This is a genomic window from Pseudomonas sp. NPDC089752, from assembly GCF_044748725.1.
In the GTDB taxonomy this organism is placed as follows: Bacteria; Pseudomonadota; Gammaproteobacteria; order Pseudomonadales; family Pseudomonadaceae; genus Aquipseudomonas.
Genome location: NZ_JBIVGP010000013.1, coordinates 35647 through 49240 on the forward strand (window position 1 = coordinate 35647; position 13594 = coordinate 49240).

Here is a 13594-nt window from a genome sequence, read left to right on the forward strand (position 1 = left end):
ACGTCGAGGTGAAATAGCCGGGATGGCGACAGTATAACGAGCCCCTTTCAGGCGAGCCGGTTTTGGCAACGACTCAGCGCGTACACATCAAAAGAAATTCCATCGAATTGTTTCCGCTGGGCCCGTTGACATCGACCAGCTGCGTATTGACCGTGACGCCACCGTCGACGGTTGGCACGCCAATGACCCGGGCTTGACCGTGCATCAGGCGTTGCTCGGTGCTGCCGTCAATGGCCGAGGCCGAGCAGAATCCGGGGTTCTGATCGACGACGTCCTTGTTGACCAGCACCTTGTATTGGCTGAAGTAGTTGTCTTGTGCCGTGTGCTTCACTTTTTCGATCCAGTTCGGCGAGGCGCGCAGGATCTCGCCGTCAGCGCTGATATGCGCAGTCCACAAGACTTCCTTGGCCATGGCACTGGCCTGGAACGTCAGGCCGATCATCAGTGGCAATACCCATTTCTTCATTTTCAACTCCTGAATCAGTGGCTCGATGGCAGGGCTGCTGAGGGCTCAACAGCCTGGCTGCCAGTCTCGGCCTCTTGTCATTCAGGGGTGTGGTACATAGTTAGGCCAGTTCCACACAGTTGCGGCCGTGGTCCTTGGCGCGATACAGCGCAGCATCGGCTCGCTTGAGTACCTGATCGCCGCGCTCGCCCGAGCGGAACGTGCTCAGGCCGATGGAGGCGGTTATCACCACGCGCTCACCCTTGAAGTGGAAGGGGCAGGCTTCGATGGCCGCGCGCAGCACCTCGGCGACCTGGGAAGCTGCCGCAGATGACGTCTGTGGCAACAAGAGAACGAACTCCTCACCACCAAACCGGGCGATGAAGTCACGCGCCCGCAGGCGCTTGCGCAGTTGGTCGGCAACGATCTTCAGCACCTTGTCGCCGGCCAGGTGCCCGTAGCTGTCGTTGATGCGCTTGAAATGGTCCAGGTCGAGTATGGCCATCGCCAAGTGGCCACCCTGTTCCTGCCAGTCGAGCAGTTCGCGTTCGACCTGCTCGGCCCATGCTGCCCGATTGGGCAGGCCAGTGAGCGGGTCGATCAACGCCTTCTGGCGTTGCTCTTCCAAATGCTCGCGATAACCCAGGGCCTCTTGTTCCATGCTGGCTACGCGCTCTGCCAACCCTTGCAGGCGCCCGGCAAGCTCCTGCTCGCGACGATCACGCTCGTGCTGGTGTTCGTCCATCGTGCCCAGCAAGCCTTCCAGGCGGTTTTCCAGGATGTGCTTGAGGCTGTCGACGTCGGCTGCGCCCTGCACGCTGCTTTGCAGCCCATCGACCTGTTCACGCAGCTGGCTGTCCAGTTCGCGGGCCGCGGTGCTGTTGTCAGCATGGCCGGCGCTGGCTTCGTGCAAGTGGCTCTGGAAGCTGTCCAGGCGTTCGTTGAGCTGCTGCAGGTAGGTCTCGAATTCGTGCTGGCCGCTGTCGGTGATGGCCAGCATGAGCACGGCCAGGTCGTCGAGGACCGGGATCAGCTCATACCAGTTCAGCCCGCGCGCCACCCGCTCGCGCATTTCCAGGGCTTGGGCCTTGTGCCGCTCTGGCAGGCTGAGGTCGTCGAGCAGACCGATCAGGGTTTGCTCGATGTGCGCGGCAACCTGGCTATAAGGGGGTTCGACGGCGTCAGGGAGGGCATAGGGGCCATCCTCGCCGAAGGTTTCAGCCAATGGCGGCTCGGCAGTTGTCGATGCCGTCTCGAGTGCTTCGGCCTCTTGTGCTGGCGGCTCGGGTTCGACTTCTAGCGCTGGATCGACTGTAAGGGGCTCCGGCACCTCTTGCTCAGGCTGTGAAGCTACAGGCTCTGCCAATGGACGCAGCTCGTCGACATCCCGTGGCGGCAAATCCACCAGCACGGGACCTTCCTGCAGAGCCTGCGGCTCAGCCGGGGGAACAATAAGTAAAGGTGCAGGAGGGGCGTCGGTGTCAGCCTGAGGTTCGTTGTCACGATGGCCGAACAACCGCTGCAGAATACCGGGTTTGGCGTGTTCGTCCGGCTTGCTCAACGATGACAGCGCACGGCCCTGCAAACCGCTGAGCTCACCCAGCAGCGGCGGCAGCTCGCGTGACTGGCTGACCCCGCCATCGAGTTTTTTCGCCAGTTTCTTCAAAGGTCGCGAAACTTCGCCGGGCAGCGGCAAGCCTTGCAGCTGAGTGACCAGCGCAGTCAGCGCGTCACTGACCTGATTCATGCGCGTTTCGCGGCGCTGCTCGGAGTCCAGCACGGCCTTTTCAAGCCGCGGGATCAGCCCGGCGAGGCCTGCGTCCATGCTGTCGCTGCGGATGACGTCGCGCATTTCCTTCATGCACGCATCCACAGCCTTGTCGCTGCCTTCAGCGGCCAGGCTACTGCGCACCAGGCCTCGGCGCAGCAAGTCGAGGCGCGCTTCCCAGCGTCTTTCGAGCTTTTCCTGCTGCTCGATGCTTTTGAGGTATTTTTCTTTCCAGCGCTCGGCTTCTTCGGTCATGCCTGGATCCGCGACGGGTGATGCATCTGTTTATTGGGCTGTAATGAACGCTGTCGGCGCACGGCCCGGACACTTGAGGGCCAAGCGTGCGCTTACTGATCTAACTCAAGACCGGCAGCGTATCCACAGTCAATGCATCAGGCAATCGGATCTCTACGGCGACCGGGAGATGGTCGGAAATCGGCTGTGCCAACACCTCGACCCGTTCCAGGGTCAGGCTGGGGCTGAGCAGGATATGGTCCAGGCAGCGCTGCGGGCGCCAGCTGGGGAAGGTGGCTTCGACCTGGGGGGCGATCAGCCCCAGATCGCGCAGGGGAGAGTGGTCGAGCAGGTCGTTGGCATGGGTGTTCATGTCGCCCATCAGCACCTGATGGCGGTAGCCACCAATCAGCTCGCGGATGTAGGCCAGCTGACGGGCGCGGGTCTTGGCGCCCAGTGCCAGATGCATCATGACCACGATCAGCGCATCGTCGCCCTCGCCGAATCGCACCAGAATCGCACCACGACCGGAAGGGCCGGGGAGCGGGTGATCTTCAAGGAGGTGCGGCTTGAGGCGGCTGAGCACGCCATTGCTGTGCTGGGCGAAACGCCCGAGGTTGCGGTTGAGCTGCTGGTACCAGTAGGGGAAGCCCCCCAGCTGGGCCAAGTGCTCGACTTGATTGACGAAGCCTGAGCGCAGGCTGCCGCCGTCGGCTTCCTGCAGAGCCACAAGGTCGAAGTCGTTGAGCAGGTCGCCGATCTTCTGCAGGTTACCGGCACGCCCGGTGTGGGGCAGCAGATGCTGCCAGCTGCGGGTCAGGTAGTGCCGGTAGCGCTCGGTACTGATGCCGACCTGGATATTGAAGCTGAGCAACCGCAGGCGACCATCTTCCGGCAGGCCGTTGGCCTGCAGATGATGCTCGTTGACCTGCGGCTGGTGCAGGCCAATGCCACGCGTGGTTCTGAAGCGGGGCATGGGATGCGCCGCTTACTTAGCGGCGCGCTCCTTCTCGATCAGCTGGTCGGCGACATTCAGCACGCCTTCCGGACCTTGAGCGGTGCCCAGGTCGAAGCGGTACTTGCCGTTGACGACCATGCTCGGCACGCCGGTGATTTCATACTTCTTGGCCAGCTCCTTGGCCTGGTTGACCTGGCCCTTGATGGCGAACGAGTTGAAGGTGGCGAGGAACTTGTCCTTGTCGACACCCTGGGTGGCGAGGAAGTCAGCCATGTCCTGAGGGTCGGTCAGGCGCTTGCGCTGGTTCTGGATGGCATCGAACACTGCCGCATGAACCTTGTGTTCGACACCCATGGCTTCGAGGGTGAGGAACATCTGGCCGTGGGCATCCCATGGGCCGCCGAACATGGCGGGCACGCGCTTGAAGTTGACGTCCTTCGGCAATTTCTCAACCCATGGGTTGATCACTGGCTCGAAGTGATAGCAGTGTGGGCAGCCGTACCAGAACAACTCGACCACTTCGATCTTGCCGGGAACGGATACCGGAACAGGGTTACTCAGCTCGAGGTATTCCTTGCCAGCCGTGGCAGGCTCTGCGGCCTGAACGGCGGCCATACCGAACACGCTGGCGGCGACCAGCGCAGCGCTGAGAATCAGTTTACGCATGCTTTACTCCTGAGCAATCATTGGTCGCCTCGACACCGACCTGTATTGAGACAGGTCGAGAAGGGCCCGAGTTCTGTAGTGTAACGGCAGCGGACAGAAAAAAGGGCGGTCCGCGCCGCCCTTTCATCATTAGCGTTGCTGCATTAACCGAATGTTAATGCAGGCCCTGGATGTAGCTGGCCAAGGCTTCGATGTCGTGGTTGCTGAGCTTGCCGGCGATCGTGCGCATGGTCATCGCGTCACCATCGTTGGTGCGGTTGCCTTCACGGAAATCGGTGAGCTGCTTGGTCACGTACTGCGAATGCTGCCCCCCCAGGTGCGGGAAGCCGGCCAGCGCGAGACCTGCGCCATTGGGCGAGTGGCAGCCGGTACAAGCGGGCAGGCCTTTCTCCACGTCACCGCCGTTGAACAATGCCCGGCCGCGTTCGACCAGCTTGGGATCGGCGGCGCCCACGCTGCCTTTCTGGCTATGGAAATAGGCCGCGATATCGGCCAGATCCTGGTCATTGAAGGCGGTCAGCATGCCGGTCATTTCCAGCACGACACGCTTGCCGTCCTTGATTTCGTGCAGTTGTTTCAACAGATAGCGCTGGCCCTGGCCGGCCAGCTTCGGGAAGTTCGGCGCCAGGCTATTGCCGTCGGGGTTGTGGCAGGCACCACAGACGGCGGTCTTGGCCTGGCCGGCGGCGGCATCGCCTTTGATGGGCTCCGCAGCAGTGGCCGCACCTGCGACACCCAGGGTCAACAGCAGACTCACGACTAGTTTGTTCATCAGCTAATCCAACACGGCTAAGGGTGAAATGTTATGTATCGGGACTGCCGCTCATCCAAAGGATGACCAAACGGTAGTCCTCGGCACTGCAGTCCATGCACAATCCACGCGGCGGCATAGCCTTGAAACCCTGTGTAACATGCGCCATGAGTACCTCCATGCCTTGCGCCAGCCTTGGCTCCCAAGCTGCCCGATCACCCCGCTTGGGTGCCTGCGGCAACTGCCCGGCGTGACAGGCCGCACACGTGCGGTTGTACAACGCCTCGGGATCCTGTGTAGCCTGTGCGCTGAAAAACGGCAGGAACATACCGACAGCTAGCAGCCATTTCGCCATGCGAAACGACCTGACAGGGTTGGGGGACGCGCTGCGTTCTGATGCGCAAGCTATAGTTCGGCACCCCATGCCCGCTCTCCTTCGCTGGGAGAATGGGCACACAAAAACTGGGGCATTATATACTTCCGCCAACCAAACGGAAACGACACCGCCTGGCCTAGGCTTTGGCAACACCCACATCGGATATCCCATGCAAGTCAAGAACCCCATCCTCGGCCTCTGCCAGAAAGCCACATTCGCCCTCAGCGCTGCCAAGGTCGAACAATGCCCGGACGACCAGGGTTACGAGGTGGCCTTCGCCGGCCGTTCCAACGCCGGCAAATCCAGCGCCCTCAACACCCTGACTCATGCCAGCCTGGCGCGTACCTCGAAAACTCCAGGGCGCACCCAGCTGTTGAATTTCTTCAGTCTGGACGATGAACGGCGTTTGGTCGACCTGCCGGGCTACGGTTATGCAAAAGTCCCGATCCCGCTCAAGCAACACTGGCAAAAGCACCTGGAGGCCTACCTGGGCGGCCGTGAGTGCCTGCGCGGCGTGATCCTGATGATGGATGTGCGCCACCCGATGACCGACTTCGACAAGATGATGCTCGACTGGGCCAAAGCCAGTCGCATGCCCATGCACATCCTGCTGACCAAGGCCGACAAGCTGACCCACGGCGCGGGCAAGAACACCTTGCTCAAGGTGCAGTCGGAAATTCGCAAAGGCTGGGGCGACGCTGCGACCATTCAGCTGTTCTCGGCGCCTAAACGCCAAGGGCTGGAAGAGGCCTACCGCGTGCTGGCGGGCTGGATGGAACTGGAAGACAAGCCTGCTGAGTAAAGGCTGACCCATACCCCTGGGCTTGCCTGCAGGCCCAGGGTCAAATTCCGGGCAAAAAAAACCCCGGACTTCGTATGGGGAGGGGGAAGTTCGGGGTTCAAGTCTGGACCGCTAGGGCGGGGTCCAGGTATCTGCCAACACTTAACACAACATAGGAGCATCGAAAGGCTTCACCAGCCATTCAGTTACTCTGAGTTCCGTTTCACCGGTTTAGTTCCGACGCCCTCAAAACTATTTGCGATAGTTTCATGAAACCTCGGAACTAATGGCATCGAGCCATGCCAGGGTCCGCATCACTACAACCCGGATCCTAAACAGGTTTCTCAGCTCAATCAGTGAGCTTCATCCCAATTCGAACCAACACCTACTTCGACCAGCAGCGGCACATCCAGTTGCGCGGCGCTGCTCATGTGCCCACGAATTTCATCTTTCACCTGCTCCAGCAAGTCTTCGCGCACTTCCAGCACCAGTTCATCGTGCACCTGCAGGATCACCCGAGCATCCAGCCCGCTCGCGCTCAGCCAGTTGTCGACGCTGACCATCGCCCGCTTGATGATGTCGGCGGCGGTGCCCTGCATCGGCGCGTTGATCGCCGTGCGTTCGGCGCCTTTGCGCAGGGCCGGGTTCTTGGCATTGATGTCCGGCAGGTACAGACGGCGGCCGAACAGCGTTTCGACGAAACCTTGCTCGGCGGCCTGGGCGCGAGTGCGTTCCATGTAGGCCAGCACGCCAGGGTAGCGGGCGAAATAGCGGTCGATGTAGTCCTGGGACTGCTTGCGGTCGACGCCGATCTGCTTGGCCAGGCCGAACGCGCTCATGCCGTAGATCAAGCCGAAGTTGATGGCCTTGGCGCTGCGACGCTGGTCGGTGGTGACCGCTTCCAGGGCCACGCCGAACACTTCCGCCGCCGTGGCGCGGTGCACGTCCAGGTCGTTGCGGAAGGCATGCAGCAGCCCTTCGTCCTTGGCCAGATGAGCCATGATGCGCAGTTCGATCTGCGAATAGTCCGCCGCCAGCAACTTGTAGCCTGGGCTGGCGACGAAGGCCTGGCGAATGCGCCGGCCCTCGGCAGTGCGAATCGGGATGTTCTGCAGGTTCGGATCGCTCGACGACAAACGCCCGGTGGCCGCCACGGCCTGCTGGTAAGAGGTGTGGATGCGCCCGGTGCGGGGGTTGATCTGGCCAGGCAGTTTGTCGGTATAGGTGCTCTTGAGCTTGCTCAGGCTGCGGTACTGCATCAGTACTTCGGGCAGCGGATAGCCCTGCAGGGCCAAATCGTCGAGCACGGCTTCGGCAGTGGACGGCTGGCCTTTGGCGGTCTTGCTCAGCACTGGCATGCCCAGCTTGTCGTAAAGAATAGCGCCCAGCTGCTTGGGCGAGCCGAGGTTGAATTCTTCGCCGGCCAGCTCGTAGGCGCGCTTTTCCAGTTCGGCCATCTTCACGCCCAGCTCACCACTCTGCACCTGCAGCAAGGCGGCATCGACCAGCGCACCCTGGCGCTCGATCCTGGCCAGCACCGGCACCAGCGGCATCTCGATGTCCATCAGCACCGGCTGCACGCTCGGGGTCTTGGCCAGGCGCGCCTGCAACGCCTGGTGCAGGCGCAAGGTGATGTCGGCATCTTCGGCGGCGTAAGGGCCGGCCTTGTCCAGGTGGATCTGGTTGAAGGTCAGCTGCTTGGCGCCTTTGCCGGCGATGTCTTCGAACGAGATGGTGGCATGGTCGAGGTACTTCTGCGCCAGGCTGTCCATGTCGTGACGGGTGGCGGTGGAGTTGAGCACGTACGACTCGAGCATGGTGTCGAAGGCCACGCCCTGCATGTGGATGGCCGGCGTGCCATTGGCGAGGATATTGATGTCGTACTTGGCATTCTGCCCGACCTTGGCCTTGGCCGGGTCTTCCAGCAGCGGTTTCAAGGCCAGGAGCACGGCTTCACGGTCCAGCTGAGCGGGCGCACCTTCATAATCGTGGGCCAGCGGCACATAGGCCGCTTCATGCGGTTCGACTGCGAACGACAGGCCAACCAGCTGCGCCTTCTGCGCATCCAGGCTGGTGGTCTCGGTGTCGAAGGCGAACAGCGGTGCCTGGCGCAGCTTCTCCAGCCAGGCGTCGAAGCGCGCCTGGTCGAGAATGGTCTCGTATTTTGGCTCGACCTTATCCACAGGCTCGTCAACCGGCGCAACTTCTGCGCCGGATCTGGCTGCGTCACGCTGCACATCGGCGATCCAGCTCTTGAATTCCATCTCGGTGTACAGCGCCAGCAGCGCCTCGCGGTCCGGCTCGCCGCACACCAGTGCCTCGACTTCGACGTCCAGCGGCACGTCGCACTTGATGGTTGCCAGCTCGTAGGACATGAACGCCGCATCGCGGTGCTCTTCGAGTTTGGCAGGCAACGTCTTGGCGCCACGGATGGCCAGCGTCGGCACCTTGTCGAGGTTGGCGTACAGGTCGCTTAGCCCACCGCCGATGCCGGTCAACAGGCCGACTGCGGTTTTTTCACCTACCCCCGGCACGCCAGGGATGTTGTCGACCTTGTCGCCCATCAGGGCGAGGAAGTCGATGATGTGTTCCGGGCCGACGCCGAACTTCTCGTGTACGCCGGCCACGTCCAGCACACTGCCGGTCATGGTGTTGACCAGGGTGACGTGACCGTCCACCAGCTGCGCCATGTCCTTGTCACCGGTCGAGATGATCACCGACCGGCCTTGGGCCGCGCTACTGCGGGCCAGGGTGCCGATCACGTCATCGGCCTCGACGCCCTCGACGCACAGCAGCGGGTAGCCCAGCGCCTTGACGCTGGCATGCAGCGGCTCGACCTGCACCCGCAGGTCATCGGGCATGCTCGGGCGGTTGGCCTTGTATTCGGCGAACATCGCATCGCGGAAGGTGCCGCCCTTGGCGTCGAAAACCACCGCGAACAGGCTGTCGGGGTATTGCTTGCGCAGGCTCTTGAGCATGTTCAGCACACCCTTGACCGCGCCGGTGGGCATGCCCTTGGAGGTGGTCAGCGGCGGCAGCGCGTGGAAGGCGCGGTAGAGGTAGGAGGAACCGTCCACCAGGACGAGGGGCGCTTGGCTCATGAGCAGAATCAACCTTTTCGGCGGGTCCGGAGCTAGAATAGCCGGATCAATGACGACAAAGGGACAAGGTTATCATGCGTACACTCAATCGCCTGTTACTGCTCGGCCTGTTGGCAACCATGCCTGTCGTCACCCTGGCGGCGGAAGACGCCCCCTCGGCAGATCCCGAGGTGACCATTCGCACGGAAGGCGATAAAACCATCCAGGAATACCGGCAGAACGGCTTCCTGTATGCGATCAAGATCACGCCGAAAAACGGCAAGCCTTATTTTCTGGTACGCGCCGATGGCTCCGATGGCAATTTCATTCGTTCCGACCAACCGGACATGTTGATCCCGTCCTGGAAGATCTTCGAGTGGTAATCTGACGCGCACCGTTCACATCAACCCGGCACTTCCCGGCGGAAGTGCCCGTATGGGCATTTTTTCATCATGTCAGTCTTCACCCCCGTGACCCGGCCTGAGCTGGAAACCTTTCTGGCGCCCTATCAGCTGGGCCGTCTGCTCGACTTCCAGGGCATCGCCGCCGGCACCGAGAACAGCAACTTCTTCGTCAGCCTCGAACAGGGGGAGTTCGTGCTGACGCTGATCGAGCGCGGGCCCAGCGAGGACATGCCGTTCTTCATCGAGCTGCTCGACACCTTGCACGATGCCGACATGCCGGTGCCGTACGCCATCCGCGACCGCGACGGCAATGGCCTGCGCGAGCTGTGCGGCAAGCCGGCGCTGCTGCAGCCGCGGCTGTCGGGCAAGCACATCAAGGCGCCGAACAACCAGCACTGCGCCCAGGTTGGCGAACTGCTGGCGCACATCCACCTGGCCACTCGCGACAAAGTCATCGAGCGCAAGACCGACCGCGGCCTGGACTGGATGCTGGCGTCCGGCGCCGAGCTGATGCCGCGCCTGAGCGTCGAACAGGCCGCGCTGCTGCAGCCGGCGCTGGCCGAGATCACCGCGCACAAGGCGCAGATCCTGGCTTTGCCACGGGCCAACCTGCATGCCGACCTGTTCCGTGACAACGTGATGTTCGAAGGTACACACCTGACTGGCGTGATCGATTTCTACAACGCCTGCTCGGGGCCGATGCTGTATGACATCGCCATCACCGTGAACGACTGGTGCCTGGACGAACACGGCGCGATCGATGTGCCCCGCGCCCAGGCACTGCTGGCGGCCTACGCGGCGCTGCGGCCGTTCACCGCCGCCGAGGCCGAGCTGTGGCCGGAAATGTTGCGGGTAGGGTGCGTGCGGTTCTGGCTGTCGCGGTTGATCGCGGCCGAATCGTTTGCCGGGATGGACGTGATGATCCATGACCCGAGCGAGTTCGAGGTGCGCTTGGCGCAGCGCCAGCAGGTGGCTTTGCACCTGCCGTTCGCCTTGTAGATTGCGGCGACCTCTTCGCGGGGCAAGCCCGCTCCCACAGGGTTCAGCGCACTCTGTGGGAGCGGGCTTGCCCCGCGAAGAGGCCGATGCAGACACTAGAGCTGCTCCAGACACCCCACCAGATCATTGCCCAGCTTATCCAGCAACCGCTCATACCCCTTGGCATCCACAGGATCGGTGCCACCCAAGGCATCCAGCTCCGCCAACCGCACCGGCAACCCCGCCGTCAGCGTTTCAGCCAAACGCGGCCTGATCGGCGGCTCACTGAACACACAGGTCTTGCCCACTTCCTGCAGCCGCTTGCGCATCGCCGCGACATGCTGCGCCCCCGGCTGCACTTCGGCCGCCACACTGAACACGCCGGTATGCTTCAGCCCATAAGCCGACTCGAAGTAATCGAACGCTTCGTGGAACACGAAATACGGCTTGTCGGCAATAGCCGCGACTCGCGCCTTGATACGTGCATCCAGGCCATCGAGGCGTTCGGTGAAGGCCTTCAGATTGCGCTGGTAGCGCGATGCATTGGCAGGGTCCGCCGCCGCCAGGTCCGCCGCCATTTTCGCCGCGATGACCCGCGCGTTAACCGACGACAACCACAAGTGCGCGTCCAGGCTGCCGGGTCGATGATCATGGTCGTGATCGTCGTGGTCGTCACCTTCGTGGGAGTGGCTGTCCTCGCCGAAGTGGCGCAATTGCATGCCCTCCAGCGACTGCACGGCCACCGTTGGCTTGCTGCGACTACCCAGCACCCGGGGCAGGAAGTTCTCCATGTCCGGGCCAATCCAGTACAGCAGGTCGGCATCGCCGACGCGGCGCACATCGGACGGGCGCAGGGCGTAATGGTGCGGCGAAGCGCCGGGCGGCAGCAGCACTTCAGGGCTGCCGACCCCGTCCTGCACGGCGGCGGCAATCTGCTGCAGCGGTTTGATACTGGTCAGCACACGCACGTCGGCCTGCGCCGAACAGGCGATGAAAGCGACAAAAAGCACAAGGAATCGGGACACGGTGAATACTCGGGTCGTCAGAAACAGGTAACATAATAACGTCTCCATCCAGAACCGTCGCTGCCCATGTCCATCACGCCGCTGGCTCACCGTCCCCACGATCATTCCCATTGCGTGCACAGCGCCCTGGCCGAGGCCGAGGTGCTGTGCACCCGCCAGGGCCTGCGCCTGACCGCGCTGCGCAAGCGCGTGCTGGAGCTGGTGTGGCAAAGCCACAAGCCGCTGGGCGCCTACGACATCCTGGCCGTGCTCAGCGAACAGGATGGCCGCCGCGCTGCACCGCCGACCGTTTATCGGGCGCTGGATTTCCTCCTGGAAAACGGCCTGGTGCACCGCATCGCCTCGCTCAACGCCTTCATCGGCTGCAGCCACCCGGAGCATGTGCATCAGGGCCAGTTCCTGATCTGCCGCGAATGCCACGTGGCCATCGAGCTGGAGCAGGACAGCATCAGCGACGCGATCGTCGCCAGCGCCAAGACCGTGGGCTTCAGCGTCGAAACGCAAACAGTGGAAATCGTCGGCCTGTGCGCCAACTGCCGAGGCGCGGCATGAGCGATGCATTGATCCGCCTGGAACAGGTCGGCGTCACCTTTGGCGGCGAGGCGGTGCTCGACAGCATCGACCTGTCGGTGGCCCCAGGCCAGATCGTCACCCTCATCGGCCCCAACGGCGCCGGTAAAACCACCCTGGTGCGCGCCGTGCTCGGGCTGCTCAAGCCGCACCGTGGCACGGTCTGGCGCAAGCCGAAGCTGCGCATCGGCTACATGCCGCAAAAGATCCAGGTGGATGCCACGCTGCCGCTGTCGGTGCTGCGTTTTCTGCGTCTGGTGCCCGGCGTAGACCGCGCGGCAGCCTTGTCGGCACTGCAGGAGGTCGGCGCCGAACAGGTCATCGACAGCCCGATCCAGACCATTTCCGGCGGCGAGATGCAGCGCGTGCTGCTGGCCCGGGCGCTGCTGCGCGAGCCGCAGCTGCTGGTGTTGGACGAGCCGGTGCAAGGCGTCGACGTGGTCGGCCAGACCGAGCTGTACAACCTCATCACCCGCCTGCGCGACCGCCATGGCTGCGGCGTGCTGATGGTCTCGCACGACCTGCACCTGGTGATGAGCGCCACCGACCAGGTGGTCTGCCTGAACCGCCACGTCTGCTGCTCCGGCCACCCCGAGCAAGTCAGCAACGACCCGGCGTTCGTCGAGCTGTTCGGCCAGAACGCACCGAGCCTGGCCGTCTACCACCACCATCACGACCACAGCCACGACCTGCATGGCTCGGTGGTCGCCCCTGGCACCCATGTTCACGGAGACCACTGCAAGCATGGCTGATTTTCTTCTCTACGCCCTGCTCGCGGGTCTTTCCCTGGCGCTGGTGGCGGGCCCGCTCGGCTCCTTCGTGGTGTGGCGGCGCATGGCCTACTTTGGCGACACGCTGTCGCACGCCGCGCTGCTGGGCGTGGCCATGGGCTTCGTGCTGGACGTCAGCCCGGCGCTGGCAGTTACCGTGGGCTGCCTGCTGCTGGCAATCCTGCTGGTGACCCTGCAACAGCGCCAGCCGCTGGCCTCGGACACGCTGCTCGGCATCCTCGCCCCGAGTACCCTGTCGCTGGGCCTGGTGGTGCTGAGCTTCATGCACGACGTGCGCATCGACCTGATGGCCTACCTGTTCGGCGACCTGCTGGCCATCAGCACCACCGATCTGGCCTGGATCCTCGGCGGCAGCGCGCTGGTCCTGCTGCTGCTTGCGGCTTTGTGGCGCCCATTGCTGGCGGTGACCGTGCACGAGGAGCTGGCCATGGTTGAAGGCTTGCCAGTGGCCGGCCTGCGCCTGGCGCTGATGCTGCTGATTGCCGTGGTGATCGCCGTGGCCATGAAGATCGTCGGGGTACTGCTGATCACCTCCTTGCTGATCATTCCGGCCGCTGCGGCGCAGCGTCACGCACGCTCGCCCGAGCAGATGGCGTTGGGCGCCAGCCTGCTTGGGGTCACCGCCGTCTGTGGCGGCCTGGCCATGTCATGGTTCAAGGACACCCCGGCCGGCCCATCGATCGTGGTCTGCGCGGCGGTGCTATTCTTGCTGAGCCTGGCCCTGCCTAAACGCTGAAAACCGGGGTGTGCCACGGCACACCCTGCAA

At 63.0% G+C, this 13594-nt stretch carries 13 protein-coding genes and 1 pseudogene; 6 read left to right on the plus strand and 8 right to left on the minus strand.

All coding sequences use genetic code 11. The annotated features are described in order from the left end of the window. Positions 1-73: 73 nt before the first annotated feature. From ACIPZF_RS20545 to ACIPZF_RS20570, 6 genes and pseudogenes are all read right to left on the minus strand, one after another. Entirely contained in the window at positions 74-466 is a 393-nt protein-coding gene (locus ACIPZF_RS20545; RefSeq protein ID WP_400802556.1) for a hypothetical protein, read from the minus strand. Between the two features lie 100 nt (positions 467-566). Beyond that, positions 567-2468 (minus strand): diguanylate cyclase, encoded by a 1902-nt coding sequence (locus tag ACIPZF_RS20550; RefSeq protein ID WP_400802558.1) that lies wholly within the window; start codon positions 2466-2468, stop codon positions 567-569. 100 nt (positions 2469-2568) lie between these two features. Beyond that, positions 2569-3428, minus strand: a pseudogene (locus ACIPZF_RS20555) (endonuclease/exonuclease/phosphatase family protein). Between the two features lie 7 nt (positions 3429-3435). Continuing rightward, positions 3436-4071 carry a thiol:disulfide interchange protein DsbA gene (gene dsbA, locus ACIPZF_RS20560; protein WP_400802560.1) on the minus strand — a complete coding sequence of 212 codons (636 nt, stop codon included), beginning with the start codon at positions 4069-4071 and terminating at the stop codon, positions 3436-3438. Positions 4072-4225: 154 nt separating this feature from the next. After that, on the minus strand, positions 4226-4843 hold the full coding sequence (locus tag ACIPZF_RS20565) for a c-type cytochrome (RefSeq protein ID WP_400802561.1): 618 nt from the start codon (positions 4841-4843) through the stop codon (positions 4226-4228). Positions 4844-4874: 31 nt separating this feature from the next. After that, a complete protein-coding gene (locus tag ACIPZF_RS20570; RefSeq protein ID WP_400802562.1) occupies positions 4875-5177 on the minus strand; it encodes a c-type cytochrome in 303 nt (100 codons plus the stop codon). Positions 5178-5367: 190 nt separating this feature from the next. On the opposite strand from ACIPZF_RS20570, the gene yihA reads away from it, so the two are divergent. Continuing rightward, positions 5368-6000: a ribosome biogenesis GTP-binding protein YihA/YsxC gene (gene yihA / locus ACIPZF_RS20575; RefSeq protein ID WP_400802564.1), complete on the plus strand. Its 633-nt coding sequence runs from the start codon at positions 5368-5370 to the stop codon at positions 5998-6000. Positions 6001-6332: 332 nt separating this feature from the next. Here the strand turns inward: yihA and polA are convergent, their stop codons facing one another. After that, complete coding sequence (gene polA / locus ACIPZF_RS20580) at positions 6333-9080, minus strand: DNA polymerase I (RefSeq protein WP_400802565.1); 2748 nt, start codon at positions 9078-9080, stop codon at positions 6333-6335. Positions 9081-9154: 74 nt separating this feature from the next. Here polA and ACIPZF_RS20585 point away from each other — a divergent pair, with 74 nt between their 5' ends. After that, positions 9155-9442 carry a DUF2782 domain-containing protein gene (locus ACIPZF_RS20585; protein WP_015268476.1) on the plus strand — a complete coding sequence of 96 codons (288 nt, stop codon included), beginning with the start codon at positions 9155-9157 and terminating at the stop codon, positions 9440-9442. 69 nt (positions 9443-9511) lie between these two features. Beyond that, complete coding sequence (locus tag ACIPZF_RS20590; RefSeq protein WP_400802567.1) at positions 9512-10462, plus strand: homoserine kinase; 951 nt, start codon at positions 9512-9514, stop codon at positions 10460-10462. Between the two features lie 95 nt (positions 10463-10557). Here the strand turns inward: ACIPZF_RS20590 and ACIPZF_RS20595 are convergent, their stop codons facing one another. Beyond that, positions 10558-11514 (minus strand): zinc ABC transporter substrate-binding protein, encoded by a 957-nt coding sequence (locus ACIPZF_RS20595; protein ID WP_400802569.1) that lies wholly within the window; start codon positions 11512-11514, stop codon positions 10558-10560. Between the two features lie 18 nt (positions 11515-11532). On the opposite strand from ACIPZF_RS20595, the gene zur reads away from it, so the two are divergent. From zur to znuB, 3 genes are read left to right on the plus strand one after another with little or no spacing between them, the layout of a single operon-like run. Continuing rightward, a complete protein-coding gene (gene zur / locus ACIPZF_RS20600) occupies positions 11533-12018 on the plus strand; it encodes a zinc uptake transcriptional repressor Zur (protein ID WP_400802570.1) in 486 nt (161 codons plus the stop codon). Further along, on the plus strand, positions 12015-12788 hold the full coding sequence (znuC, locus tag ACIPZF_RS20605; RefSeq protein WP_400802572.1) for a zinc ABC transporter ATP-binding protein ZnuC: 774 nt from the start codon (positions 12015-12017) through the stop codon (positions 12786-12788). The genes zur and znuC overlap by 4 nt, the downstream gene beginning before the upstream one ends. After that, on the plus strand, positions 12781-13563 hold the full coding sequence (gene znuB, locus ACIPZF_RS20610) for a zinc ABC transporter permease subunit ZnuB (RefSeq protein ID WP_400802573.1): 783 nt from the start codon (positions 12781-12783) through the stop codon (positions 13561-13563). Before znuC ends, znuB begins: the two co-directional genes overlap by 8 nt. The last annotated feature ends 31 nt before the right edge of the window (positions 13564-13594 follow it).

Excerpts from the sequence above, each read along its gene's own strand:
- ACIPZF_RS20545 (WP_400802556.1), bottom strand. The coding sequence starts at position 466 with ATGAAGAAATGGGTATTGCCACTGATGATCGGCCTGACGTTCCAGGCC.
- ACIPZF_RS20550 (WP_400802558.1), bottom strand. The coding sequence starts at position 2,468 with ATGACCGAAGAAGCCGAGCGCTGGAAAGAAAAATACCTCAAAAGCATC.
- dsbA (WP_400802560.1), bottom strand. The coding sequence starts at position 4,071 with ATGCGTAAACTGATTCTCAGCGCTGCGCTGGTCGCCGCCAGCGTGTTC.
- ACIPZF_RS20565 (WP_400802561.1), bottom strand. The coding sequence starts at position 4,843 with ATGAACAAACTAGTCGTGAGTCTGCTGTTGACCCTGGGTGTCGCAGGT.
- ACIPZF_RS20570 (WP_400802562.1), bottom strand. The coding sequence starts at position 5,177 with ATGGCGAAATGGCTGCTAGCTGTCGGTATGTTCCTGCCGTTTTTCAGC.
- yihA (WP_400802564.1), top strand. The coding sequence starts at position 5,368 with ATGCAAGTCAAGAACCCCATCCTCGGCCTCTGCCAGAAAGCCACATTC.
- polA (WP_400802565.1), bottom strand. The coding sequence starts at position 9,080 with ATGAGCCAAGCGCCCCTCGTCCTGGTGGACGGTTCCTCCTACCTCTAC.
- ACIPZF_RS20585 (WP_015268476.1), top strand. The coding sequence starts at position 9,155 with ATGCGTACACTCAATCGCCTGTTACTGCTCGGCCTGTTGGCAACCATG.
- ACIPZF_RS20590 (WP_400802567.1), top strand. The coding sequence starts at position 9,512 with ATGTCAGTCTTCACCCCCGTGACCCGGCCTGAGCTGGAAACCTTTCTG.
- ACIPZF_RS20595 (WP_400802569.1), bottom strand. The coding sequence starts at position 11,514 with ATGGAGACGTTATTATGTTACCTGTTTCTGACGACCCGAGTATTCACC.
- zur (WP_400802570.1), top strand. The coding sequence starts at position 11,533 with ATGTCCATCACGCCGCTGGCTCACCGTCCCCACGATCATTCCCATTGC.
- znuC (WP_400802572.1), top strand. The coding sequence starts at position 12,015 with ATGAGCGATGCATTGATCCGCCTGGAACAGGTCGGCGTCACCTTTGGC.
- znuB (WP_400802573.1), top strand. The coding sequence starts at position 12,781 with ATGGCTGATTTTCTTCTCTACGCCCTGCTCGCGGGTCTTTCCCTGGCG.